Origin of the sequence: Arsenicitalea aurantiaca, assembly GCF_003994485.1 — a bacterium.
GTDB classification, from domain to species: domain Bacteria; phylum Pseudomonadota; class Alphaproteobacteria; order Rhizobiales; family Devosiaceae; genus Arsenicitalea; species Arsenicitalea aurantiaca.
Genome location: NZ_RZNJ01000001.1, coordinates 50926 through 75184, shown reverse-complemented (window position 1 = coordinate 75184; position 24259 = coordinate 50926). Strand labels below are relative to the sequence as shown.

The window sequence follows — 24259 nt, the reverse complement described above, 5'->3', positions numbered from 1 at the left end:
ATCGCCCCGCCATGGTGCCCCCCATGATTTCGAGGGACATTCATGCGGCCGCTCATCGCCCTGGCTCTGCTAGCCTCCACCGCCCTGCCGGCCGGCGCCGCGACGATCACCGCGGCCTTCGCCGCCAATTTCACCGCGCCCGCCGAAGCGCTCGCCGAGGCCTTTGCCGCCGAAACCGGGCATGAAATTCGCCTCAGCTTCGGCGCCACCGGCGGGCTTTATACCCAGATCGCGCAGGGCGCGCCGTTCGATCTCTTCCTCGCCGCCGATGACGTCCGCCCGGCCCTCGCTATCGCCGAAGGTCTCGGGGTCGAAGGCAGCGTCTTCACCTATGCCATCGGCCGGCTCGCCCTTTATGCGCCCGAAGCCGAAGCGGCCGATGAAACCCTCCTCTCGAGCAGTTTCACCCGCCTCGCGGTCGCCGATCCGCAGGCAGCCCCCTATGGCAGAGCCGCTGTCGAGACCCTCGCCGCCCTCGGCCTCGGCGAGGCCCTCGCCGACCGGCTCGTCACCGGGCAGACCATCGCCCAGGCCCTCCAGTTCGTGAAAACCGGCAATGCCGAGCTCGGCTTCGTCGCCCTGAGCCAGGTGATCGCCGAACCCTCTGCTACCTATTGGCTGGTGCCCGATACCCTCCACAGCCCCATCCGCCAGGATGCGGTGCTGCTCTCTGACAGCGCCGAGCCCGAAGCCGCAAGCCAGTTCCTCGCATTCCTGCGCTCCGATGCGGGCCGCGCCATCATCGAGGCGTTCGGCTACGGCGTTGACTGAGCTCTGGCCCACCATATGGCTGACCCTGCGGCTCGCCGGCGTCACCACCCTCGCCCTCATCGTCATCGGCACGCCCATCGCCTGGTGGCTCGCCCGCTCGCGGATGGCCTATAAGGAGCTCGTCGCGGCCCTGGTCGCCCTGCCGCTCGTCCTGCCCCCGACGGTGCTCGGCTTCTACCTCCTCATCGCGCTCGGTCCATCGGGACCGGGCGGATGGATTGCCGGGCTCTGGGGCGGGCGCACCCTCGCCTTCAGCTTCACCGGCCTCGTCATCGGCTCGGTGCTCTCCTCGCTCCCCTTCATGGTCCAGCCGCTGCGCATCGCCTTCGAGGCGATCGGCGAGGAAACCCTCGAGGTCGCCCGCACGCTGGGCGCCAAACCCCACCAGATCCTCCTCAGGATCGGGCTCCCCCTCGCCCTTCCGGGCTTCGCGGCCGGCTCGGTCCTGACCTTCGCGCACACCGTTGGCGAGTTCGGCGTCGTCCTCATGCTGGGGGGCAACATCACGGGGGAGACCCGCGTGCTCTCGGTCGCCATCTACGACTATGTCGAGCGCCTGCAATGGACAGAAGCCCATCTCATCGCGCTCGGCATGGTGGTCTTCTCGTTCCTCGTCGTCAGCCTCACAATGCTCGCCAATCGCCGCGTCGTGCGGGCCTGGTGAGAGGCGTTATTCCGCGCTCAGGAGCGTCATGAGCCGCTTGAGCCCCTTCCTGAGTGCCTTGCGCTGGGCCGGCTTCAGATCCTCGAGCAAGGCCTCCTCGAGCGCGTCCCAGGTGCCTTCGAGCACGCCGATCAGCGCCCGGCCCGCTTCTGTCGGGCTCACCATCGGAGCAAGCTCCGCCCCAATCGCCCGGCGCCTCACGAGCCCGTGCGCAATGAGCCGCCCGATGCGCACCCCAAGCGCCTCTTCCCCGAGCCCCGTCGCCTCGCCGAGCTCGGCCACGCCCAGCCCCTCGCCCTCCGCCACGAGAAAGAGAATCGCGTCGTCCCCCGGCTCGAGCCCGCGCGCGCGCAGCGGCAGGGCCAGCGCCCGATGGGTCAGCTGGCCGGCCGCGATCAGCCGGTAGAGCGTCGAATTGGCGCGCGCCTTGGTCATGGGCGGGAAAATAGGCCGATCTCCGTTCCGAAGCGATTGTCCCGCCATCCTATCGTTAATCGTGCGCGGACCAAGCCTCTCCATTGTTCGCTCTTTGCATATGAGTTATGCCTCGATCCGAGGGAAACGCAGCGGCGGGGCAGGCAGTGGCGACCTATTTTGCCGAGGAGCTCACGGCGCCCGAATTCCGGGCGTTCGTCACGAGCGGCACGGTCGGCGTCCTTCCGCTCGGCGCCATCGAGCCGCATGGCCCGCACCTGCCGCTCTCGACCGATTGCGACATCGCACGTGGCCATCTCGCCCAGCTCGCCGATTACGTTGCGCCCGAAACCGACGTCCTGATCCTGCCGCTCCAGACCATCGGGCACTCGCTCGAGCATCGCGGCGTTCCGGGCACCTTCACCCATCGCGCCGAACTGCTGCTCGAGGCCTGGGGCGACCTCGTCGACGCCTTCCACCGCGCCGGTGGCCGGCGGCTCGTCATGGTCTCGAGCCATGGCGGCAATTCGGAGATCATGGGCCTCCTCGCCACCCGGCTGCGCGTCGAGCGGCAGATGCTGGCGGTCAGCGCCGGCTGGCTCCGTTTCGGCCAGCCCTCGGGCCTGTTCGAGCCCAACGAGATCGCCTACGGCATCCATGGCGGGGCGATCGAGACTTCGCTCATGCTCCACTACTGGCCCGAAGCCGTGCGCATGGAGCGCGCCGAGGATTTCGCCTCCGCAGCCCCCGCCTGGGAGGAGGGCGCGCGCGAATTGCGCGTCCATGGCCGGCTCCGGCCCGGCTGGGCGAGCCGCGACCTCCACCCCGAAGGCGTCGTCGGCAATGCCGCCATCGCCAGCGCCGAAAAGGGCGCCCGGAGCGCCCGCCACGCGCTTCTGGGCTTTGGCGAACTCATCGCCGACATTGCCGCTTTCGACCTCGCCCGCCTCGCCACCCTCGATTGATGAGGCCCCGATGACCCAGGATCTCGCCCGCATCCGCGCCTTCGTCCAGGTCTTCGACGCAGGGGGCTTTTCCGCCGCCGCCCGGCAGCACGGCCGCTCCAAGGCGCTGCTCTCCAAATACGTCACCGACCTCGAGGATTATCTCGGCGTCCGCCTGATGAACCGCACGACGCGCAAGCTGAGCCTCACCGAGGCGGGCGAGGCCTATTACCGGGAAGCCAGCCAGCTCCTCCAGCAGCTCGACGATCTCGATGCCACCATTCTCGACCAGACCGCTGCCCCGCGCGGGCTCCTGCGCGTCTCGGCCCCGCGCAATTTCGGCGAACTGATCCTCGCGCCCGCCATCTTCGATTTCCTCGCCCGCCACCCCGAGGTCACGCTCGACCTGCGGCTCGAGGACCGGTTCGTCGATCTCGTCGACGAAGGCATCGACGTCGCCCTGCGCATCAGCGCGCTCGCCGATTCCTCGCTGATCGCCCGCAAGATCGCCGACATGCGCCATCGCTGCGTCGTCGCCCCGTCCCTCATCGAGAAATACGGCCGCCCCGAAACCCCCGAGGATCTGCGCGCCATCCCCTGCATCGTCGATACCAATCTGCAGGGCCAGGCCAATTGGCGCTTCCTCGCCGACGGGCACACCCTCTCGATCCACGTCTCCGGGCCCGTCCGCGTCAATTCGCCCTTCTCGGCGCGCGACGCGGCGCTCGCCGGCCTTGGCGCTGCCCTATTGCCGGGCTATCTCGCCGATGAGGGGCTCGCGAGCGGCAGGCTGGTTTCAGTGCTCGAGGATCACATGCCGGCCGGTTCGAGCCTCCAGGCGGTCTATCCGCATCGCCGGCATCTGGCCGGCAAGGTGCGCGCGCTCATCGACCATCTGGTCGCCTGGTTCGCTGCCCATCCCTACGACTGACCATCCGCCCGAAGGGACCCGCCCGCTCTTGTTCCGTCCGCTGAGATCCGCCTTCCGCCACGCCCTGCCGGCCCTTGCAGCCTCCGCGCTCGCGCTTTCGGCGGCGCCCGCCCTCGCCCATCCCCATATCTGGATCGACGCCAAGGCGACCCTCGTCTTTGACGATGCGGGCGCCCTCAGTGCCATCCGCCATGCCTGGACGTTCGACCGCGCCTTCTCGGTCTGGTCCATCCAGGGTCTCGATGCGGATGGCGACGGCGTGGTCACGACCGAGGAGATGCAGGATCTGGCCGACGAGAACATGTACGGCCTCTCCCAGTACGATTTTTACACCTATGTCGGCATCGGCGAGCGCACCGCCGATTTCCCGCGCGGGGTCGATCCCACCCTCACCTATGAGAACGAGCGCACCACGCTGCGCTTCGAGGTGCAGGCCGAGCCGGCCTTCGCCTTCGGCAACGCGCTCGAGATCGCCATCAACGACCCCGAATACTACGTCGCGATCAACTTTGCGGGGATCGAGGACGTCGAAATGGAGAACGCGCCCGAGGGCTGCACCCTTTCGATGACGCCCCCGCGCGAACTCGATCCCGACCTCGCCGGCCGGCTCTTCGAACTCCCTCCCGAGGTTACCGAGTTGCCGCCCGATCTCGCCGTTGCGCTGCGTGGCGTGCAGGGGGCGATCAACGTCGCCTGCCCCGGCGCGCCGCTTCCGGCCGAAACCGCGCTTGAAGCGACGGAGCAGATGGCCTCGGCCCGGCCCGCCCCCTTCGGCGGCCCGCCGCCCGAGCCGGGGCTCGCCCTCCCCCGCACCGGCGTCCTGGGCTGGATCGCCGACCAGCAGACCGCCTTTTATGGCGCGCTGACCGAGGCGCTCTCGCGGCTTTCGAGCGATTTCAATGCCTTCTGGGTGCTCGGTGGCCTCAGCTTCCTCTATGGCGTCTTCCACGCCGCCGGTCCCGGCCACGGCAAGGTGGTCATCTCCTCCTATGTGCTCGCCAATGAGGGCGAGGCCCGGCGCGGCATCGTGCTGAGCTTTGCCGCCGCGCTCGTCCAGTCGCTCGTGGCCATCGGCTTCGTGCTTGTTGCTGCCGCCGCGCTCAATCTCACCAGCACCGCCATGAGCACCGGCGCGCACTGGATCGGCATCGCCTCCTATGGCCTGCTTGCCGCGCTCGGGCTCTGGCTCGTCCTCCGCAAGATTTTCGGCTGGGGCCATCACCATCACGGGCACGATCACCACCGCCACGATCACCACGATCACGCCGGCCACCATCACCACCATCATGAAGACGAGCCGCATATGCATCACGCAGTCGCCCCCGCCCAGGCGCGCGGCGACTGGCGCGAACAGCTTGCCGTCGTCCTCGGGGTCGGGGCGCGCCCCTGCACCGGGGCACTCGTCGTGCTCGTCTTCGCGCTGAGCCAGGGCCTGCTCGCTGCCGGCATCGTCTCGGTGCTGCTGATGGGGCTCGGCACCGCGATCACGGTCGCGACCCTCGCCGTCATCGCCATCTCGGCCAAGGGCCTCGCCCGCCGCTTCACCGGCATGGAGGGCGGGGTCGGCACGACCATCTTCTGGTGGGTGGAGCTACTGGCCGCTGCCGCCGTGTTCCTGCTCGGCGTGCTGATGCTGCTCGCGAGCCTCTGAGGGCGCCTCGCTATCGGCGTCAGTCCGGGCCCGCAGCGCCATCAGCGCCGCGACCTGCGGGTCGATGGCGCGCCGGGCCTCCGCCTCCATCCGGCGATAGAGCGCGAGCACGGCCTGCCCGTCTTCGGTGAGCTCTGCCCCGCCCTGCGCCGAGCCGCCGCGATTGGCTGCGACCAGCGGGCGGCCGAACCCCTCGTTCATCGCCTGAACGAGGCTCCAGGCCCGCTTGTAGCTCATCTGCATGCGCCGTCCGGCCGCCGCGATCGAGCCGGTGTCCTCGATCCCCTCGAGCAGGTCCGCCCGGCCCGGCCCCATGTAGAACCCTCCATCGAGCGTCACCCGCAAATGGCTGAGCCCCGGCGCAGCCCGCTCCATGCCGCTCAGGCGGCCTTCAGCGCCGCCGCCTCGCGCGCGAGGGCCGCGATCCGTTCGAAATCGCGCGCCTTGATGGCATCGGCAGGCATGATCCACGAACCGCCCACGCAGATGACGTTGGGAAGCGCCAGATACTCGCCTGCCTTCTGCAGGTCGATCCCGCCCGTGGGGCAGAAACTGATGTCCGAGAGCGGGGAGGCAAAGGCCTTCAGCACCGGCGCGCCGCCCATCGCCTCGGCGGGGAAGAATTTGAGCACGCTATAGCCCATTTCGGACGCCGCCATCGCCTCGGTCGGCGTGCCGATCCCGGGCAGCAGCGGCACGTCGAACCGCTCGGCCGCTTCCAGCAGGCGCGGCGGCGCGCCCGGCGAGACCATGAACTGGCAGCCATGGTCGGCCGATTGCTCCATCTGCAGCGGGCTGCGTACCGTGCCCGAGCCCACGATGGCGCCGGGCACCTTGGCCATTTCGGTGATCACCCTGAGCGCATTGGGCGTGCGCAGCGTCACCTCGAGCACGCTGAGCCCGCCCGCCACCAGCGCCTCGGCCAGCGGCCGGGCCGCCTCCACATCGTCGAGCACGATCACCGGAATGACCGGTGCGCGCGAGAGGGTAGCGCGGAGCGCCTGAACATCCTGAGCCATCTGGGGACCTCTTTGGTGGCGGTTTCGGGCACGGTTAGGCCCTGCGCGATACTCCGGCAAGGCGGTTGATTGAAAACGGATGCGAAACTGCCTACGTTCCGCCCGCCTGCGCAAGCGTGAAATGGTCACCCAGTTTCGCCCATGCGCCGATAGCGAGGCGAACGGGGGCGAGATGCTTCAACTGATCAATGCGACGACACCGCTCGAGGATGCCCGGGCCGTGCTCGCCCAGAGCTACGACCTCACCTTCTCGGATGCCGTCCGGCGCGAGACCGAACCGGTCTTCGAGCGCGTGCGCAGCAAGGTGCCCGAGATCGAATGGCCATTCTTTGCGCCCCTGATCTTCCAGATCAACCGGCTGAAAAAGGAGCGTGACGCGATCATCCTCGCCCACAATTACCAGACCCCGCAGATCTATCACGGCGTCGCCGACATCGTGGGCGACAGCCTGCAGCTGGCCATCGAGGCGACCCGCGTCACCCAGCAGGTGATCGTGCAGTGCGGCGTGCACTTCATGGCCGAGACCTCCAAGCTCCTCAATCCGCAAAAGACCGTGCTGATCCCCGACAGCCGCGCCGGGTGCTCGCTCGCCTCCTCGATCACCGCCGAGGACGTGATGGCGATGCGCGCCCAGTATCCGGGCGTTCCGGTCGTCACCTACGTCAACACCTCGGCCGCCGTGAAGGCGGTCACCGATGTCTGCTGCACCTCCTCGAACGCCCTCCAGATCGTCGAGGCGGTTCCCGGAGACACGGTCATCATGATCCCTGATCAGTATCTGGCGCAGAACACGGCAAAGAAGACCCAGAAGAAGATCATCACCTGGGCCGGCGCCTGCGAGGTGCACGAAACCTTCACCGCCGCCGACATCGCCGAACTGCGCGCCGCCTATCCGAGCGCCAAGATCATCGCCCATCCCGAATGCCCCCCCGAAGTGATCGACGCGGTCGACTATGCCGGCTCCACCGCCGGCATGATCAACTGGGTCAAGACCGAGCGCCCCGCCCGCGTCGTCATGGTCACCGAGTGCTCGATGTCCGACAACGTCGCGTCCGAAACCACCGGCGTCGATTTCCTGCGCGGCTGCAACATCTGCCCGCACATGAAGCGCATCAACCTCGAGAACATCCTCTGGTCGCTCCACACCATGACCGAGGAGGTGACCGTCCCCGAGGAGATCATCGAGCCCGCCCGCCTCGCGGTCGAGCGCATGATCGAATTTTCCGCCCGGCGCCACTGACACCAGACCAAAGGGCAGGTGACCATCACCCGGCCGATGCTCTAGAACGGTCCGGGAGATCGGGGGAGGATGGTTATGAGCGACGCCGAACGGCAGGTCCGTTTCTGGAACCGCTTTGCCAGGCGGTACGCCAAAAGCCCGGTCACCGACCAGGCGGCCTATGAAAGGACGCTCGCGGCCACCCGCCGCTGGCTCGTCCCCGAGGCCCGCGTGTTCGAGTTCGGCTGCGGCACCGGCACGACGGCCATCCGGCTCGCCCCTCATGCAGGCAGCATCCTTGCGGCCGACACCGCGCCGGCGATCATCGAGATCGCAAGCGAGCGCGCCCGTGAGGCGGGCGTTGAGAACGTCTCCTTCCTCGTCGGCGGCCCCGACGCCTTCGATAGGGCGAACCCGCCAGGAATCGTCCTTGCCTTCAACGTCATTCACCTCGTTATCGGCTGGCGGGAGGCGCTACTGGAGCTCGGCCGGGACCTTCCGCCCGGCACCCTCTTCATCTCCAAGACCGCCTGCCTCACGGGCGAAAGGGCTCTGATCCGGCTTGGCATCCCCCTTGCGGTGAAGCTCCGCATCGCCCCGCCGGTCAACATCTTCTCGGAGGCCGACCTCGTCGCGGAGATCGAAAAGGCCGGATTCGAAATCCTTGAGCGCGAACACCACGGCACAACCGGCCGGGACGTTCGTCCCTTCATCGTCGCCCGCAAGCGAGGCTGAGCGCCCTCCGAGGCCGCGAACCTCCCGCTGCGAGAGCACCCACCCTGTCCCGGGCCCGGCCCGTCCCTGAGGAAAGTCCATGAGCGCCTTCGACAACACGCTGAACGCCGATGGCGCGCTGATCGTCGGGGCTGGTCTTGCCGGGCTCTTCTGCGCGCTCAAGCTCGCCCCCCGTCCGGTAACGGTGCTTTCGCCCAAGCCCCTCGGCTCGGGCGCCTCCTCGGCCTGGGCGCAGGGCGGGGTCGCGGCCGCCGTCGGCGAGGGCGACACCGCCCATGCCCATGCGCTCGACACCGAGACCGCCGGCGCCGGCATCGTCGATCATGCCATCGCCGAATCGGTCACCGCCGAAGCCGCCGCCCGCATCGAGGACCTCGCCCGCTGGGGCACGCCCTTCGACCGCGACGCGGCGGGCCATTACCTCCTCGGGCGCGAAGCTGCCCATTCGCGCAACCGCGTCGTGCGCGTCGAGGGCGACCGGGCGGGCTATGCCATCATGCAGGCGATGATCGCCGAAGTGCGGCGCACCCCCTCGATCCGCATCGTGGAAGGCATCACCGCAGTCGACCTCGCCCGCGCCGATGGCCGCGTCATCGGGGTCTATTGCCGCAAGCTCGGGGATCGCTACATCGAGCCGATCCTGATCCGCGCCCGCGCCACCATCCTCGCCGCCGGCGGGCTCGGGGGGCTCTATGCGGTCACCACCAACCCCTCGAGCGTGCGTGGCCACGCCATGGGCATGGCGGCCCGCGCCGGCGCGCTGATCGGGGATGCCGAGTTCGTCCAGTTTCACCCCACCGCCATTGCGACCGGCGCCGATCCGGCCCCTCTCGCCACCGAAGCGCTGCGCGGGGAAGGCGCCATCCTCGTCAACGATCTGGGCGAACGCTTCATGCCGGGGATCCATCCCGATGCCGAGCTCGCCCCGCGCGACATCGTCGCCCGCGCCAATTTCCGCCAGATCCGCGCCGGGCGCAAAGTCTTCCTCGACACCCGCGCGGCGCTCGGCGCCGATATCCTCACCCGCTTCCCCACCGTCGCCCGCTATTGCGCCGAGGCCGGCATCGACCCCGTTTCGGGCCTGATCCCGGTCACCCCTGCCGCCCATTACCACATGGGCGGGGTCAAGGTGGACGCCACCGGCCGGTCCTCGCTTCCTGGCCTCTGGGTCTGCGGGGAGGCCAGCTGCACGGGCCTTCACGGCGCCAATCGGCTCGCCTCCAATTCCCTTCTCGAAGCGGTGGTCTATGGCGCGCGCATCGCCGAGGACATTTCCGGGCTCGAGCCCATCCGCGCCCAGCTCGCCCCCTTTCCCGGCATCGCCTGGGACGAGGAGAAGGGCGAAGCCGCCGAGGATCTCCTGCGCAACCTCAAGGCCGTCCGCGACCTCCGGCAGGTGATGACCGATCTCGTCGGGGTCGAGCGCGACGCCACGGGCCTGCGCGAGGCTCTGCGCCGGCTTGCCCATCTCGAGGCCCATGCCGAGGGCGTTACCCGCGCCTATCTCAACATGGTGACCTCGGCGACCCTCGTTGCCGCCGGTGCGCTGAAGCGCGAGGAAAGCCGCGGCGGGCATTTCCGCACCGACTTCCCCGCCGAGAACCCCGCCTGGCAGCACCACACCGTGATGACTCTCGCCGAAGCGCTCGCGCTGCGTGCCGAGGCCGCTGGCTGAGCGCTCTTCCGACCGCTATCATAAAATGCTATGATCGATGGGCAAAGGAGACCTGCCATGCCCTCAAGCTACACGATCGGCGCCCATTACGAGGCCTTCGTCCGCGAAATGGTCGAAAGCGGGCGCTACGCCAGCGCCAGCGAGGTCCTGCGCGACGGCCTCCGCCTCATGGAAGAGCGTGAGCAATTGCGCGCCCTCAAGCTCGATGCCCTCCGCCAGGCCATCGCCGAAGGCCTAGAAGGCGAGCCGGAGCCCCTCGATATCGAAGCAATTATCGCCGAGGCCCGCCATCGGAAGGCCGGGCGCGATGCCGCTTGAGATTTTACGCTCTCCGGCAGCGGAGGCCGATCTCTTCGATATCTGGGCTTTCATCGCCGAGGACAGCGTTTCGGCCGCAGACCGTCACCTGAGGCGGCTCATGGAGGTCCTTCATACGCTGGCCGCAGCGCCTGCCATGGGCCGCGAGCGCGGCGAGCTCGCGCCAGGCCTGCGCAGCTTTCCGGTCGGCAACTACGCGCTTTACTACCGGATCGAAGGCAACAGCCTCATTCTCGTGCGTGCGCTCAACGCCGCCCGGCAGGCGGAGCCTGACCTCTTCATCGACTGAGCCCGCCTCCCAGCACCCCCTCCACCGCCTCCCGCGAGGGCGGTCGGCAGCCCTTTTCGGCGCAGTTGAGCCCGGCGACCACCGCGCCGAACCGGAGCATTGCATCAAGCCCCTCCGGTCCCGTCGCGCCCAGCCGCCCCGGCACGAGCGCGCCCGCCTCGGCCAGATGCGTCAGCACCCCCGCCATCAGCGAATCCCCCGCGCCCACCGTGTCCCCGAAGACGGCCGGACGGTATATGCCGGCCTCCGCCTCGCCTGCCGCGGTAAAGGCGCGCGAGCCCTTCTCCCCCAGCGTCACCACCACCATCTCGCAATTGGGGCGCTCGAGCAGCGCCGCCGCATGCGCCGCGATGGAACGCTGCGGATCGAGCGCCGCAAGATCCTCCTCGGAGAGCTTGATAAGGTGCGCAATGTCGAGGAACCGGTCGAGCCGCGCCCGGTAAGCCTCGAAATCGGCAACGAGCGACGGCCGCACATTGGGGTCGATCGAGAGCGTCGCGCCACGCGCCGCGGCCGCCTCGGCCACGTCGAGCCAGACCTCCGCATCCTCGGGAAGGATCGGGCAGAACCCGCCGATCTGGAAGAGCGCCGGCCGCTCCGGCAGCGCCGCAATCAGGCCCTCGCGGGTGAACGCCCGATCGGCGCCGCGATAGAATTCATATTGCGCGGCCCCGCGCGCATCGAGCGTCACCACCGCCAGCGTCGAAGGGGCGGCGACGCGTTCCACGAGGAGCGGCCGCACGCCTGCCGCCTCCAGCGGTCCCATCAGATAGGTGCCGAACCCGTCCTTGCTGATCGGGCATAAAAACCCGCTCTCCATACCGAGCCGCGCCAGCGCAATCGCGCAATTATAGGGCGAGCCGCCCTGGTGCGCGGTCATCCGGATCACCCCGTCCGGGCCCGTGGGCTCCGAAACGAGATCGATCAGGCTCTCTCCCCCGACGACGAACATGGGCATGGCCTCCTTCTGCCTCCGCCCATGCTCTAGCCCAGAATCGGGACGCTGGGAATTGCGCGAAGGCCGCCCACCGGGCCTACGAAATTGTTACGGCGATTTAACGTGCGGCGCAGTCATGCGATGCTAGTGTCCCGGCTCTCCGGATCCATTGCGCCGAGGTGCTCCCGCTTGCTGAGGCAATTGCTGATTTCGCTGGTCCTGCTCGTCCTTGCCGGCACCGCCTATGTGTTCTTCGTCCCCGGCTCGGCCGAGACGCTGGCGCGGCTCGGCATACCCCTGCCCATGCTCGAAACCGCCGAGGCGGCGACGCCCCAGGCGGGCCCCGGCGGCAGTCCCGGCGCAGGGCGTGGCGGCGGCGGGGGCGGCCGCGGCGGCTTCGGCGGCGGCGGGCGCGAGCTCATCGTCTCGGTCTCGCCCGCAGGCACCGCCACCATCAATGACAGGCTGATCGCGATCGGCGAGGGCTCCTCCTCGCGCTCGGTCACCGTCGTCTCCTCTGCCGGCGGCACGCTCGTCGATCTCGCCGTGCGCCCCGGCGCCACGGTCGAGGCCGGCGACGTCATCGGCCAGCTCAATTCCGAAAGCGAGACCATCGCGGTCGAGCGTGCGCGCCTCGCCTTCGCCGATGCCGATGCCGCCCTCACGCGCACCGCCGAGCTCGCCCGCACCAATTCGGCCTCCACCGTCCAGCTCAACACCGCCCAGCTCGCCGCCGACAATGCCCGCCTTGCCCTCCAGGAGGCCGAGCTCGCTCTCGAGCGCCGCGCCATCACCACGCCCATCGGCGGCACTGTGGGGCTCTTCCAGGTCCGCCCGGGCAATTATCTGACCGCCCAGAGCCCGGTCACGACCGTCGAGGACAATGCCGAAATCCTCGTCGATTTCTGGGTGCCCGAGCGCTACGCCTCGGCCATCCGCCCGGGCATGGCGGTCGGCGCCACCGCCGTGGCGCTCTCGGGCCGGCATTTCGAGGGCGAGATCAGCGCCGTCGACAACCGCATCGATGCGGCCAGCCGCACCCTCCAGGTGCAGGCCGCCCTCCCCAATGAAGATGGCCTGCTGCGTCCGGGCATGTCCTTTTCGGTAGAGCTGACCTTTCCCGGTGAAACCTTCCCCACCGTCAATCCCCTCGCCATCCTCTGGTCGGCCGAAGGCTCCTATGTCTGGAAATACGAGGAGGGCACGGCGCGCCGCATCATGGCCGAGATCGTCCAGCGCAACAGCGATGGCGTGCTCGTGCGCGGCGACATCGAGGCTGGCGACGCCATCATCACCGAAGGCATCCTGCAGCTGAGCGATGGCGCGCCGGTGCGCCTGCTCGATGGCGAACCGCCCGTCGCCGCCGCCCGTGCCCCGGCTTCGCCCACGACGCCCACGGTCGCCGAAGCCGAGCCGGTCCGCGTCGCCCCGGCCTCGGCCGCCATCGCGCCGCCCGCAGAGCCCGAGCCCACCGAGGCCGCACCGGCGACCGACGATCCCGCGGCCACCGCCGACGATCCGGACGCAGCGCCGGAGACCGCTGCGCCCGCCACCCCGCCCCTCCCTCTTCCTCCGCCCAACCGGTCCGCCCCTTCGGGCGCCGAAGGCTGATCAAGGAGCGCCCGATGTCCATCGCCCAGAAAAACGAGCGCGGCGGCACACTGGCGGCGCTCTTCGTGCGCCGGCCGGTCCTCGCCGCCGTCGTCAACGCGCTCATCGTGGTGGCCGGCCTTGCCGCCCTCATCGGCGTCGAGGTTCGCGAGCTCCCGAGCGTCGAGCAGCCGGTGCTCTCGGTCTCCACCTCCTTCAGCGGCGCCGCCGCCGAAACCGTCGATCGCGAGATCACGGCAGTGGTCGAGGGCGCCGTGGCGCGCGTCCAGGGCGTGAGCTCGATTTCCTCGCGCTCCTCCAACGGCTCGAGCCGCGTCACCCTCGCCTTCACCGATGGCACCGATATCGATGTCGCGACCTCGGACGTGCGCGATGCGCTGAGCCGCATCACCCGCTCGCTCCCCGACGGGGTCGATGCCCCCACCATCTTCAAGGCCGATGCGGACGCCCAGGCGGTGATCCAGCTCGCCGTCACCGCCGATACCCTCCCCGTCTCCGAGCTCACCACCCTCGTCGAGGACGTGATCTCCGAGCGCCTCGCCGCGGTCCCGGGCGTCGCCGAGGTCCAGATCTACGGCACGCGCAACACCGCTTTCGAGGTCGACGTCGATCCGATCAAGCTCGCCAGCGTCGGGCTCACCGTCGCCGATATCCGCAATGCGCTGTCCACCCTCGCCTTCGACACGCCCGCCGGCTCGATCAACGGCCCCAACCAGAACATCACCGTGCGCGCGGTCTCCGAGATCAACACCCCCCGCCAGTTCGAGGAGCTGATCATCAATGGCCGGACGCGGCTCGGCGATGTCGCGACCGTCGTTTTCGATGCCGCCGCCAGCACCAGCGCGCTCCGCTCGGACGGGCGCCCCGGCATCGGGCTCGGCATCGTGCGCCAGGCTCAGTCCAACACCATCGAGATCTCCCATGGCGTGCAGGCTGCAGTCGAAAGCCTCCGCCCCACCCTGCCGCCCGGCGTCGACATCCGCATCTCGAGCGATGATGCGATCTTCATCGAGGGTGCGCTGCACGAAGTGCAGATCGCGCTCCTCGTATCGCTCCTCGTCGTCATCGTCATCATCTACCTCTTCCTGCGCGACTGGCGGGCGACGGTCGTCCCGGCGGTCGCCATGCCCATCGCGCTGCTCGGCGCCGTCGCCGGCATCTATGCGGCCGGGTTCTCGATCAACATCCTGACGCTCCTCGCGCTCGTGCTCGCCACCGGCCTCGTCGTCGACGATGCGATCGTCGTCCTCGAGAACATCGTGCGGCGCAAGCAGCTGGGCGCCGGCCCGCGCGCCGCTGCCGTGCTCGGCACCAAGGAAGTGTTCTTCGCGGTCATCGCCACCACCCTCACCCTGGCGGCCGTCTTCGTGCCCCTTTCCTTCCTCGAGGGGCAGACCGGCCGGCTCTTCCGCGAGTTCGGCTTCACCCTCGCCATCGCGGTGCTGCTTTCCTCGGTCGTGGCGCTCTCCATGGGCCCGATGATCGCCTCGCGCCTCCTGCGCGCCGATACCGCCGGCGCCGCGCCGCGCGGGGGCGTTCTCGGCACCCTGGGCGGGGGGCTCTCGCGCCTTTATGCCGGCACGCTCCGGGTCGCGCTTGCCAACCCCTTCGTCGTCCTCCTCATCGCTTTCCTCTTTGCGGCGTCGTCCTTCTTCGTCTTTTCCAATCTGCGCCAGGAGATCACGCCGCCCGAGGATCGCTCGAACCTCATGCTCCGCGTCTCGGCGCCCAACACCGTCAGCCTCGACTATGTCCGCACCCAGATGACGCGGGTCGAGCAGCTGATCCAGCCGCTCGTCGAAAGCGGCGAGATCGAATCGGTCTTCGTGCTCTCGGGCTGGGGCACGGGCGGCATGCTCAACCTCGCCCTCGCCCCCTGGGGCGAGCGTGAGCGCAGCCAGGCCGAGATCGCCGCCGAGGTGAACGCGCTCATGCAGCAGGTCCCGGGCGTCCGCGCCTTTGTGGGCCAGCCCAACAGCCTCGGCATTCGCGGCGGCGGCTCGGGCCTGCAGTTCGCCGTCGTCGGCTCTGACTATACCCGCCTCGCCGCCACCGCCCGCGAGATCGCCGAGGTGATGGAGGAGGACGGGCGCTTCGGGCGCATCAATGTCGATTTCGACGCCACCCAGCCCCAGCTCACCCTCAGCATAGACCGCGAGCGCGCCGATGCTCTGGGCATCGACATCAACGGGCTCGGCACCACCATGCAGGCGATGATCGACGGCACCGATGTCGGCAACGTCTTCATCAACGACACGAGCTTCACCGTCCGCATGGTCTCGACCACCAATCCGGTCAACGACCCGCGCGATCTCGAAACCCTATTCGTGCGCACCGCCGACGGGCGCTACCTGCCCATGTCGACCATCGCGACCCTCGTCGAGGAGCCGATCGCGCCCTCCCTCCGGCGCGAGGAGCAGCGCCGCGCCGTCCCCGTCTCGGCAAGCCTAGAAGGCGGCCTCGCGCTCGGGGATGCCTATACCCAGGTGCTCGAATACGCCCGCCCCATCCTGCCCGAGGGCATGGCGATCATCCCGCTCGCCGAAGCCAAGACCCTCGGGGAGGCCAACAATGCGCTCCTCCTCGTCTTCGGCTTTGCGCTCGTCATCATCCTGCTCGTCCTCGCGGCACAGTTCGAAAGCCTCTGGAGCGCCATCATCGTCATGGCGACCGTCCCCTTCGGGGTCGCCGCGGGGCTCTATGCCCTGCTCGTCACCGGAGGCAGCCTCAACATCTACAGCCAGATCGGGCTCGTGCTCGTCGTCGGCATCATGGCCAAGAACGGTATCCTCATCGTCGAATTCGCCAACCAGCTGCGCGATGAGGGCCGCTCGGTCCGCGAGGCCATCGAGGAGGCCTCCAACATCCGCCTGCGCCCCGTCACCATGACCATGCTCGCCACCATTCTGGGCGGCGTGCCGCTCGTGCTCGCAAGCGGTGCGGGTGCAGAGGCACGCCAGGCGCTCGGCTGGGTGATCGTGGGGGGCCTCGGCTTTGCGGCCATCTCCACCCTCTATCTCACCCCCGTCGCCTATCTGCTCCTGGCGCGCTTCTCCCAGCCCAAGGCGCAGGAGGAGGCCCGGCTAGGGCGCGAGCTCGACGAAGCAGGCCGGCGCCCCGAGCCGACGCCAGCGACGCTGCCGCCGCCCGCACCCGCCGAATAGTGCCCGGCGGACCGTTCCCTCCGCCCGCCCGATGGGCTAAGCGGAGCGCGCGGCAACTCTTCGCGCCGTCCGGCCATTGTCGCTGGACGGGCGCTGCGGGGCGTCCGCCGGTCATTCGCGGGGCATCCAATCCATGAGCTATGAGCAGATCACGCTCATCTGCATTTTCGCGGTCCTTCTGGGCACGCTCGTCTGGGGCCGGATCCGCTACGACATCGTCTCCTTTGCAGCACTGCTCGCCGGGGTCGTCCTCGGGGTCGTGCCGGCCCGCGAGGCCTTCAGCGGCTTCGGGCACGAGGCGACCATCATCGTCGCGCTGGTCCTCGTCGTCTCCACCGGCCTCTCCCGCTCGGGCGCCGTCGAGCTCGTCACCCGCCGCGTCATCGACAGCTCCCATTCGATCACCCGCCACATCCTCGAGATCGGCGGCATCGGGGCGATCCTCTCGGCCTTCATGAACAATGTCGCGGCGCTCGCCCTGCTCATGCCCGTCGACATCCAGGCCGCCCAGAAGGCCGGCCGCGCGCCCTCGGCAACCTTGATGGCCCTCTCCTCGGCCACCATTCTGGGCGGGCTCATCACCGTCATCGGCACGCCCGCCAACATCATCGTCGCCTCCTACCGCGCCGAGATGACCGGCACCCCCTTCGCCATGTTCGACTATGCGCCCGTCGGGCTCATCTGCGCCGCTGCCGGCATCGGCTTCATCGCGCTCTTCGGCTGGCGGCTCATTCCCCAGCGTTCGGGTTCCAGCGCCATCACCGAGCTCAAGGCCATCGAGGATTTCGTCACCGAGCTCGTCGTCGGGCCCAAATCCGCGGCCATCGGCCAGACCGTGCGGGACCTCCTCGCCCCCGCCGACGACAATGACGTTTCCCTCATCGGCCTCGTGCGCAAGGGACGGCGCCTGCCCGGCCGCGCCCTCGCCGAAGAAGTGGGCGAAGGCGACCTCCTCGTCGTCCAGGCCTCGACCGAGGCGCTCAACCGCTTCGCGGGCGCCATGGGGCTCGATTTCCAGGGCAAGGCCGGCACCGCCGCCCCGCTCTCCTCGGACATGAGTTTTGCCGAAGCCGTCGTCAATCGCGACAGCCGGCTCCTGGGGCGCAGCGCCAATGACGTGCAGCTGCTGCGCGCCTATGGCGTGTCGCTGCTCGGCATCTCGCGCAATGGCCGCACCATCAAGCAGCGCGTGCGGCGCACCCCCATCCAGGCGGGCGACGTGCTCCTGCTGCTCGGCAACAGCGAATCGCTGGGCTCGGTGATGGCGCGGCTCGATTGCCTGCCGCTCGTCACCACCGCCACCGTCACCGATCATTCCAAGGCGATGCTGTCGATCGGCCTCTTCGTCGGCGCGGTCATGCTCTCGGTGCTGGGGCTCCTGCCGCTTTCGATCGGGCTCGGCATCGCGGTGCTCGCCTACGTCTTTTTCGATATCGTGCCGCTGCGCGAACTCTACGACGCCATCGAATGGCCGATCATCGTGCTCCTGGGCGCCCTCATCCCGCTGGGCGGCGCGCTCGAAACCTCGGGGGCTACCGCGCTCATCGCCGGGGGCCTCGCCGGGCTCACCGTCGCGCTGCCCGGCTGGGTGGCCCTCACGGTCATCCTCGTCGTCACCATGATGCTCTCGGACATTCTCAACAACGCGGCTACCGCCGTCATTGCCGCGCCCATCGCCTATGGCCTCGCGACCGCCCTCGAGGTCAATCCCGATCCCTTCCTCATGGCCGTTGCCATCGGCGCGAGCTGCGCCTTCCTCACCCCCATCGGCCACCAGAACAATCTGCTGATCCTCGGGCCCGGCGGCTATCGCTTCACCGATTACTTCCGCTTCGGGCTGCCGCTCGAGCTCATCATCGTTGTCGTTTCGGTGCCCGCCATCCTCGTCTTCTGGCCGCTCTGAACGGGGGCGGCGTTCGCCGCCCCGCGCCCTCAGGGCCGCTGCGCGCCCGAGGCACCCACGAAGACCGAATAGACTTCCTGCGTGCATGTCACGAAGAGCCGGTTGCGACGCTCCCCGCCAAAGGTGAGGTTCGAAACCATCTGCGGGAACTTGATCCGCCCCAGAAGCCCGCCCTCGGGCGAATAGCAGTTGATCCCGGCCCCCGCCGAGGTCCAGACATTGCCCTCGGTATCGACGCGGAACCCGTCGGGCAGCCCGGTCTCGATGGTGCAGAACACCCGGCCATTCTTGAGGTTGTTCTTGCCCGAAACGTCGAAGACGCGGATCTGCGCGGGCCAGTCCGGATCATGGCTCCGGCCCGAATCCGCGATATAGAGCAGGCTCTCGTCGGGCGAGAAGGCGAGCCCGTTGGGCTTCTTGAAATCGTCCGCGACGACGCTCAATTCCCCGCTCGTGGGGTCGAACCGGAAGACGTAGCACCCCTCCTGCTCGCTCTCGGCCTTGTAGCCCTCATAGTCCGACATGATCCCGTAGGTGGGGTCGGTGAACCAGATCGTCCCGTCGGACTTCACCACCACGTCATTGGGCGAGTTGAGCCGCCCGCCCTTGTAGCTGTCGGCAATCGTCGTGATCGTGCCGTCCGCCTCGGTCCGCAGCACCGCCCGCGCCCCGTGCGAGCACGAGACGAGCCGGCCCTCCCGGTCGCGCGTATTGCCGTTGATGTAGTTCGACGGCATGCGGAATACCGAGACGCCCAGATCGGGCACGTAGCGCAGCAGCCGGTTGTTGGGAATGTCGCTCCAGACCAGATACCCCCCATCATTGAACCAGACCGGTCCCTCGGACCACCGGTTCTTGTCGTAGATGAGTTCGAGATCGACCGTCGGGACGGTCAGGTCGTAGAACTTCTTGTCGTAATATTCATAGGCATCGCCAACCAGCGCCATGCTCGTCTCCCTTTTTGTAGTGATACAACAGCAATCTAGCGCCCCCCACAAGGGGCCGCCTCAGCGGAGCTCTAGCCTGAGGACCAGCTTGTCCTCGTCCCGCGCATAGAAATCGGCAAACCGTGCCGCGGCCGTGAATCCCGCCCGTTCGTAGAAGGCGCGGGCCGGCCCGTAATCGGCACGCATCGAGGTTTCCGCGAAGATCTGCAGCGCCCCCTCGGCACGCGCCCGGTCCGCCACCTGCGCGATGAGCCTTCGCCCGAGCCCGGTGCCCCGCGCTTCCGGCGCCACGACGATCCAGTAGAGATCGTAGGAGACCGCGCTCAGGGGAATGCGGTCAAAGCATGCATAGCCGAGAAGCCTATCGCCCACTTCGGCAAAAACGAACCGGTAGGTCTCGGCCCCAGACAGCGTCGTCTCGACGAGGGACGCGGCCACCCCCGCCTCCTCCGGCGAAAAGACCCCGGCCGCCTCGACGAGCTGCCGTACCGCCCCGACATCGCCAGCCCGCACCGCCTCGCGCAGCACGAGAGGGTCAGACGAGCGCGGCGGCAAGGATATTGCCCACGACATCGGTCTGGCTCAGCCCCGCATCGCGCGCCGAGGCGCAGAACCCGGCAGTCGCCGAGAGACAGGGATTGGCGTTGACCTCGAGGATCACCGGCCGCCCCTCCTCGGGCACCCGGAAGTCGACCCGCGCATAGCCCTTGAGCCCGAAAGCCCGCCAGGCCGCCCGCGACAACGCCTCGATCTCGGCGGCAAGCTCGGGCGCGTCCTCGAGCCTTACGCGCGGCGTCCGCCTGTAGGCCTCGCTGTCCTCGGCCCATTTCTCGTCATGGCCGAGGACCCTCGGGGCATCCCCCTCCTGGTCGAGAAAAAGGATCTCGCCCGCCGGCAGCGCCACGAGCCCGCGCGCCGATTCCAGCAGGCTCTGGTTGATCTCCCGCCCCGGCACATAGGCCTCGGCGAACCAGGGCCCGCCATGGGCCGCGATCTTGAGCGCGATCAGCGCTTCGGCTGCGGTGCTTCCCACCACCACGTCCTCGGGCCCGAGCGCGTGCGAGGCGTGCTCGGTCGCCGATTTGACGATGAAGCGCGTCGTCTCGTCGCCCGGCGTCATCGCCGGCGGCACCGGCAGGCCCGCGGCCGCAAGCCGCGCCTTCATCCGCCGCTTGTCGCTGCTGGCAAGCAGCGCCGCCGTCGGCGCGCCCGTATGGCGCAGCCTCAGCTCGTCGCAGAGCGCCGTCACCTTGTGAAGCTGCGTCGGCCCCTCGGGCAGGTCCTCGACGAGGTTGAAGACGATGTCGGGCCGCATCTCGCGCAGGAGCGCCTCGGCGCCCGAAAGATCGGTCCAGATGGCGGGGATCGGCTCGTGCCCCAGATCCATGATCGCCTCGACCACTTCGCGCGCCTGCACGAAAGTGTCGGCGCGCTCGGGCGGATCGTCCGGCCTTGCGTCCGGGGTTAGAACGGCAATGCGCAGCCGCTTCATGTCGCTCGCATCCTCGCCACGGCCTCCTCCAGGATGGCGCCGATCAGCCTCTGATAAGTCATTCCGGACAGTTTGGACAGAATGGGCAGTTCCGACCAGTCGGGCCGCAATCCGGCCAGCGGATTGGCCTCTATGAATGCCGGGCGCCCGTGCCGATCGCAACGAATATCGACACGGCCTGCATCGCGCGCGCCCAGCGCCCGCCAGGCCGCGAGCGCAGTGTCTGCCGCCGCCTGCGCCAGCGCCCCTTTGGCGAGGGTGAGTTCGTCGAACCCCTCCATCTTGTTGCGGTGCGAATAGGCCGCCTGGTCGCCGCCCGCGCGCGTGCCGATTTCGGCGACCCCGATGGCGCGCGCCGCCCGGCCCGTCCCGAGGATCCCGACGGTGAATTCGCGCCCCGGCAGGTAGGTCTCGACCAGAACCGGCTGGCGATAGGCTTCGAGCAGCGCCTCCACCCGGTCCTTGAGCATGCGCATGTCGAAGATCCGCGAATGCTCGAACACCCCCTTGGAGGTGCCTTCGGCAAGCGGCTTCACAAAGAGCGGGAAGGGCAGCGCCAGCCCGGCGAGATCGGCAACCTCCCGCACGACGACGAAGTCGGGGCTCGCCACCCCGGCGCCCCGCACCACGCGCTTGGCGAGGCTCTTGTCCATCGCGACGACCAGAACGTCGGCCGAGGAGAACGTAAAGGGGATGCCATAGGCCTCGAGCAGGGCCGGCACCTGCGCCTCCCGCGCGATCCCGGCAACCCCCTCGGCGATGTTGAAGACGAGCGGCCAGCGCCGCCCTGCCGCGAGCGCGCCGACGAGGTCGGGCAGCGCCCCGATCGGCTCGACCACATGTCCTTCCGCTTCAATGGCCTCGGTCAGTGCCGCGATCGTTTCGGGCACGTCGAACTCGCTTGCCGCCTCGAGCGTGAACCCGCGCGCGATATAGTCGTCCCTCAGATCATAGCAGAGCCCGATCCGCATGCGCCCCCTCCTCCCACCAGAGCGGTATGGCGTAGTCGACGGTGATTTCCTCGCCCGGCAGGATATCGCGCCGCGCAAAAAGCCGGATCACGAGATTGGGCAGGTCCGGCTCGACCCGCCCGTTCGGATCGGGATCGTGATTGACCATGGAGACGAGCCCGAAGGCGATCGCCTCAGGCCCGCCCCGCCCGTCCCAGGCAAAGGGATAGTCAAAGAGCGGGTTCTCCCGCGCAGGGCTCGCGCTCTCGGGCAGCGCCAACACCGGGGCCGCCTCGATGAGCGTGCCCGCCCCGATGGGCGCGATGGTGATGAGCCCCCGTCCCCGCCCCGCGATCTCGGCCAGCCTCAGCCCCTCATGGCGGGGCAGCGCGAGCGGCTCGCTCATCTTGGCCTGTCCGCCCCGATCGTCCCGCCCGGATCGGGATAGCGGTAGAGCCCGCCCTCGAAATTCTCGAGGAGCAGATCGTCCCCCTCCCGGCCTGCGAGATAATCGGGCAGCAGCGGGATCTTGCCTCCACCCCCCGGCGCGTCGATGACGAATTGGGGCACCGCATACCCGCTCGTATGCCCCCTCAGCCCCCTTATGATCTCGAGCCCCGCCGCCACGCTCGTGCGGAAATGGGCCGAGCCCGAAACCGGGTCGCACTGGTAGAGGTAATAGGGCTTCACCCGCGCCATCAGCAGCCCATGCATCAGGTCCCGCATCACGGGCAGGCTGTCATTGATGCCCTTGAGCAGCACCGTCTGGCTGCCGAGCGGAATGCCCGCATCGGCAAGACGCGCACAGGCTTCGCGGGTTTCGGGGGTGAGTTCGTCGGGGTGGGTGAAGTGGATGGACATCCAGAGGGGGTGGAACCGCGCCAGCATGCGCGTCATGCTCTTCGTGATCCGCTGCGGCATCACCACCGGGATCTTGGTGCCGATGCGCAGGAATTGCAGGTGCTTGATCGATCGGAGCCGGTCAAGCAGCCATTCGAGCTTGTCGTCCCCGATCGAAAGCGGATCGCCCCCCGAAAGGAGGCAGTCCCGGATTTCCGGATGCGCCTCGATATACTGCGCCGCCCGCTCCCACTGGCTGGTCGAGAACGAATATTCCCCGTTCGTCTCCCCCACCATGCGCGAGCGCGTGCAATAGCGGCAATAGGTCGAGCAGAACCCGGTGGTGAGGAACAGCACCCGGTCCGGATAGCGGTGGACGAGCCCCGGCACCGCCATGTCGTGGTCTTCCCCGAGAGGATCGGGCGCCTCCCCCGGTCCCGTCACGAACTCCGCCCCCACCGGCAGGTGCGTGCGCCGCAGCGGCTGGTCGGGGTCCTCGCGCGACAGCAGCGAGAGGTAATAGGGCGTGATCGCGATGGGCAGGCTTCCCGTCCGCGCCGCGATCGCCGCCCGCTCGTCATCGGTCAGATCGAGGATCGGCTCGAGTTCGGCAAGCCGGCGGATGCGGTTGCGCACCTGCCATTTCCAGTCGTTCCATTCCCCCGCCGTAACCCCCGGATAGAACCTCCGGCGAAACGCCTGCGCATGCGCGCTGATCGGAAATCTGTGGATGGGCGCGGCCCGGCCCGGGACCCGGGCGAGACTGGGCATCGACGCCCCGATGTCTGGCGCCGCCCCCTCAGGACGGCGCATTATACTTCCGGGGTCGGGCTCTTCAGCCCGATACTCTTCCGATTGCATGATCTTCCTCCTCCATCGACTTCGTTGCCGCCAGATCAGATGAGGAGGCGCGCGCGAAGGTTATTGCTGACGATGTTACGACAACTTGAATCACGACGCTATCGGCACGATACGAGAAGAAAAGCGGCAAATCTATGTTTGGTTGCGCCATGTAAGCAGCCGTACGCCCGGCGCTCTTGCCGGCCCGTCCCGCCTGCCCTAGAACGGCGCCGAAAGGACCCCGCATGCCCGCCACCGCCCCGGACCGGACCCCCAGCCTCGCCGACGTGATCGGCATGCCCGGCATCGATGAGGGCTATGTCCTCGCGCTCGCAGCCGCGCTCGCCGCCCATTGGGATCACGCCCTCGCCGCGCCTATTGCCGAAGGTGCCAACCTGCGCGGTGCGCGCCAATATCGCGCCGAAGCCCCCGCGCCCGGCACCGACAGCATCGCCGCCCGCATCCGTGACGCCGAGGTTCGCCTCGGCACCCCAGAGGCCCTCGCCACCACCGGCCTCGTCCTGCCCGAAAAGCTCGCCGCCCTCATCGGCAGCCAGCACACAAGCGGCCGCGCCGTCCTCCTCCTCGCCCTCACCGAGAACCCCGCCCCCGAAACGCCCCTCGGCATCCTGACCTTCGCGGCCGATGGAGACGACCCCGGCTAGACCCTCTTGTCCACCCGGCTCGTCACCCGCGCCAGCGCCGCGCGGGCGGCGATTTCGGCCTGGCCGTTCATCTTGTTGGTCATCGCGGTCTGGAAGGCGGCGTCGAGCCCGGCGTAATTGGCCTGGAAGCTCTGGATCGCCGAGCGGCGCTTGGCGCGCTGGTTCGCCATCTCGTTGTAGAGAGACGGTTTCTGGATCCAGCCCATGGTCTTCTTTTCGACGCGCATGAGGAGAACTCTGCCCCCATCCGGTTAACCCTTCGCTAACCGCGCCCCGGGCG

At 68.6% G+C, this 24259-nt stretch carries 25 protein-coding genes; 14 read left to right on the top strand and 11 right to left on the bottom strand.

All coding sequences use genetic code 11. The features are described from left to right. Window positions 1–42: 42 nt before the first annotated feature. Complete coding sequence (gene modA, locus EMQ25_RS00370) at window positions 43–771, top strand: molybdate ABC transporter substrate-binding protein (RefSeq protein ID WP_127186572.1); 729 nt, start codon at window positions 43–45, stop codon at window positions 769–771. Next, a complete protein-coding gene (gene modB, locus EMQ25_RS00365; protein ID WP_425290218.1) occupies window positions 764–1435 on the top strand; it encodes a molybdate ABC transporter permease subunit in 672 nt (223 codons plus the stop codon). The genes modA and modB overlap by 8 nt, the downstream gene beginning before the upstream one ends. Before the next feature lie 6 nt (window positions 1436–1441). On the opposite strand, the gene EMQ25_RS00360 is transcribed toward modB, so the two are convergent. After that, a complete protein-coding gene (locus tag EMQ25_RS00360) occupies window positions 1442–1870 on the bottom strand; it encodes a MarR family winged helix-turn-helix transcriptional regulator (RefSeq protein WP_127186570.1) in 429 nt (142 codons plus the stop codon). A gap of 146 nt (window positions 1871–2016) precedes the next feature. Here EMQ25_RS00360 and EMQ25_RS00355 point away from each other — a divergent pair, with 146 nt between their 5' ends. Genes EMQ25_RS00355 through EMQ25_RS17940 form a run of 3 tightly spaced genes read left to right on the top strand, consistent with a single transcriptional unit; the run spans window position 2017 to window position 5375 of the window. Further along, entirely contained in the window at window positions 2017–2814 is a 798-nt protein-coding gene (locus EMQ25_RS00355) for a creatininase family protein (protein ID WP_158625887.1), read from the top strand. 10 nt (window positions 2815–2824) lie between these two features. Next, window positions 2825–3724: a LysR family transcriptional regulator gene (locus tag EMQ25_RS00350; RefSeq protein WP_127186568.1), complete on the top strand. Its 900-nt coding sequence runs from the start codon at window positions 2825–2827 to the stop codon at window positions 3722–3724. Between the two features lie 28 nt (window positions 3725–3752). After that, a complete protein-coding gene (locus EMQ25_RS17940) occupies window positions 3753–5375 on the top strand; it encodes a HoxN/HupN/NixA family nickel/cobalt transporter (RefSeq protein WP_192895612.1) in 1623 nt (540 codons plus the stop codon). On the opposite strand, the gene EMQ25_RS00340 is transcribed toward EMQ25_RS17940, so the two are convergent. Together EMQ25_RS00340 and eda are read right to left on the bottom strand one after the other, a co-directional pair. Beyond that, on the bottom strand, window positions 5316–5750 hold the full coding sequence (locus EMQ25_RS00340; protein ID WP_127186566.1) for a winged helix-turn-helix domain-containing protein: 435 nt from the start codon (window positions 5748–5750) through the stop codon (window positions 5316–5318). The two genes, EMQ25_RS17940 and EMQ25_RS00340, sit on opposite strands and share 60 nt — an antisense overlap. Before the next feature lie 5 nt (window positions 5751–5755). Then, on the bottom strand, window positions 5756–6394 hold the full coding sequence (gene eda / locus EMQ25_RS00335) for a bifunctional 4-hydroxy-2-oxoglutarate aldolase/2-dehydro-3-deoxy-phosphogluconate aldolase (RefSeq protein WP_127186565.1): 639 nt from the start codon (window positions 6392–6394) through the stop codon (window positions 5756–5758). Window positions 6395–6566: 172 nt separating this feature from the next. Here eda and nadA point away from each other — a divergent pair, with 172 nt between their 5' ends. The 5 genes from nadA to EMQ25_RS00310 all read left to right on the top strand — a co-directional run bounded on the left by nadA (window position 6567) and on the right by EMQ25_RS00310 (window position 10630). Then, on the top strand, window positions 6567–7634 hold the full coding sequence (gene nadA, locus EMQ25_RS00330; RefSeq protein WP_127186564.1) for a quinolinate synthase NadA: 1068 nt from the start codon (window positions 6567–6569) through the stop codon (window positions 7632–7634). Window positions 7635–7709: 75 nt separating this feature from the next. Beyond that, window positions 7710–8348 (top strand): class I SAM-dependent methyltransferase, encoded by a 639-nt coding sequence (locus EMQ25_RS00325; RefSeq protein ID WP_158625886.1) that lies wholly within the window; start codon window positions 7710–7712, stop codon window positions 8346–8348. Between the two features lie 79 nt (window positions 8349–8427). Then, on the top strand, window positions 8428–10023 hold the full coding sequence (locus EMQ25_RS00320; RefSeq protein ID WP_127186562.1) for an L-aspartate oxidase: 1596 nt from the start codon (window positions 8428–8430) through the stop codon (window positions 10021–10023). A 57-nt stretch (window positions 10024–10080) separates the two neighbouring features. Next, a complete protein-coding gene (locus tag EMQ25_RS00315) occupies window positions 10081–10341 on the top strand; it encodes a type II toxin-antitoxin system ParD family antitoxin (protein ID WP_127186561.1) in 261 nt (86 codons plus the stop codon). Beyond that, on the top strand, window positions 10331–10630 hold the full coding sequence (locus tag EMQ25_RS00310) for a type II toxin-antitoxin system RelE/ParE family toxin (RefSeq protein WP_127186560.1): 300 nt from the start codon (window positions 10331–10333) through the stop codon (window positions 10628–10630). The genes EMQ25_RS00315 and EMQ25_RS00310 overlap by 11 nt, the downstream gene beginning before the upstream one ends. Here the strand turns inward: EMQ25_RS00310 and EMQ25_RS00305 are convergent. Then, window positions 10620–11588 carry a carbohydrate kinase family protein gene (locus EMQ25_RS00305; protein ID WP_127186559.1) on the bottom strand — a complete coding sequence of 323 codons (969 nt, stop codon included), beginning with the start codon at window positions 11586–11588 and terminating at the stop codon, window positions 10620–10622. The genes EMQ25_RS00310 and EMQ25_RS00305 overlap by 11 nt on opposite strands. Before the next feature lie 168 nt (window positions 11589–11756). On the opposite strand from EMQ25_RS00305, the gene EMQ25_RS00300 reads away from it, so the two are divergent. The 3 genes from EMQ25_RS00300 to EMQ25_RS00290 all read left to right on the top strand — a co-directional run bounded on the left by EMQ25_RS00300 (window position 11757) and on the right by EMQ25_RS00290 (window position 18245). After that, a complete protein-coding gene (locus EMQ25_RS00300) occupies window positions 11757–13178 on the top strand; it encodes an efflux RND transporter periplasmic adaptor subunit (RefSeq protein ID WP_158625885.1) in 1422 nt (473 codons plus the stop codon). A 14-nt stretch (window positions 13179–13192) separates the two neighbouring features. Then, window positions 13193–16342, top strand: coding sequence for an efflux RND transporter permease subunit (locus EMQ25_RS00295; protein WP_127186557.1), 3150 nt, complete (start codon window positions 13193–13195; stop codon window positions 16340–16342). Window positions 16343–16475: 133 nt separating this feature from the next. Further along, complete coding sequence (locus EMQ25_RS00290) at window positions 16476–18245, top strand: SLC13 family permease (RefSeq protein ID WP_127186556.1); 1770 nt, start codon at window positions 16476–16478, stop codon at window positions 18243–18245. 29 nt (window positions 18246–18274) lie between these two features. Here EMQ25_RS00290 and EMQ25_RS00285 read toward each other — a convergent pair whose 3' ends face one another. Genes EMQ25_RS00285 through EMQ25_RS00260 form a run of 6 tightly spaced genes read right to left on the bottom strand, consistent with a single transcriptional unit; the run spans window position 18275 to window position 23245 of the window. Then, the gene (locus EMQ25_RS00285) at window positions 18275–19192 is read right to left on the bottom strand and encodes an SMP-30/gluconolactonase/LRE family protein (protein WP_127186555.1); all 918 of its coding nucleotides are present in this window, start codon (window positions 19190–19192) and stop codon (window positions 18275–18277) included. 60 nt (window positions 19193–19252) lie between these two features. Next, window positions 19253–19747, bottom strand: a complete 495-nt coding sequence (locus EMQ25_RS00280) for a GNAT family N-acetyltransferase (protein WP_158625884.1) — start codon at window positions 19745–19747, stop codon at window positions 19253–19255. Further along, entirely contained in the window at window positions 19728–20684 is a 957-nt protein-coding gene (locus tag EMQ25_RS00275) for a D-alanine--D-alanine ligase family protein (protein WP_127186553.1), read from the bottom strand. Before EMQ25_RS00275 ends, EMQ25_RS00280 begins: the two co-directional genes overlap by 20 nt. Continuing rightward, window positions 20681–21655 (bottom strand): D-alanine--D-alanine ligase family protein, encoded by a 975-nt coding sequence (locus EMQ25_RS00270; RefSeq protein WP_127186552.1) that lies wholly within the window; start codon window positions 21653–21655, stop codon window positions 20681–20683. The genes EMQ25_RS00275 and EMQ25_RS00270 overlap by 4 nt, the downstream gene beginning before the upstream one ends. Next, on the bottom strand, window positions 21633–22040 hold the full coding sequence (locus EMQ25_RS00265; RefSeq protein WP_127186551.1) for an SET domain-containing protein-lysine N-methyltransferase: 408 nt from the start codon (window positions 22038–22040) through the stop codon (window positions 21633–21635). The genes EMQ25_RS00270 and EMQ25_RS00265 overlap by 23 nt, the downstream gene beginning before the upstream one ends. Further along, a complete protein-coding gene (locus tag EMQ25_RS00260; protein WP_204569792.1) occupies window positions 22037–23245 on the bottom strand; it encodes a KamA family radical SAM protein in 1209 nt (402 codons plus the stop codon). Before EMQ25_RS00260 ends, EMQ25_RS00265 begins: the two co-directional genes overlap by 4 nt. A 314-nt stretch (window positions 23246–23559) precedes the next feature. On the opposite strand from EMQ25_RS00260, the gene EMQ25_RS00255 reads away from it, so the two are divergent. Further along, entirely contained in the window at window positions 23560–23979 is a 420-nt protein-coding gene (locus tag EMQ25_RS00255) for a hypothetical protein (RefSeq protein ID WP_127186549.1), read from the top strand. Here the strand turns inward: EMQ25_RS00255 and EMQ25_RS00250 are convergent. Continuing rightward, a complete protein-coding gene (locus EMQ25_RS00250; protein WP_127186548.1) occupies window positions 23976–24206 on the bottom strand; it encodes a hypothetical protein in 231 nt (76 codons plus the stop codon). The genes EMQ25_RS00255 and EMQ25_RS00250 overlap by 4 nt on opposite strands. Window positions 24207–24259 lie beyond the last annotated feature (53 nt).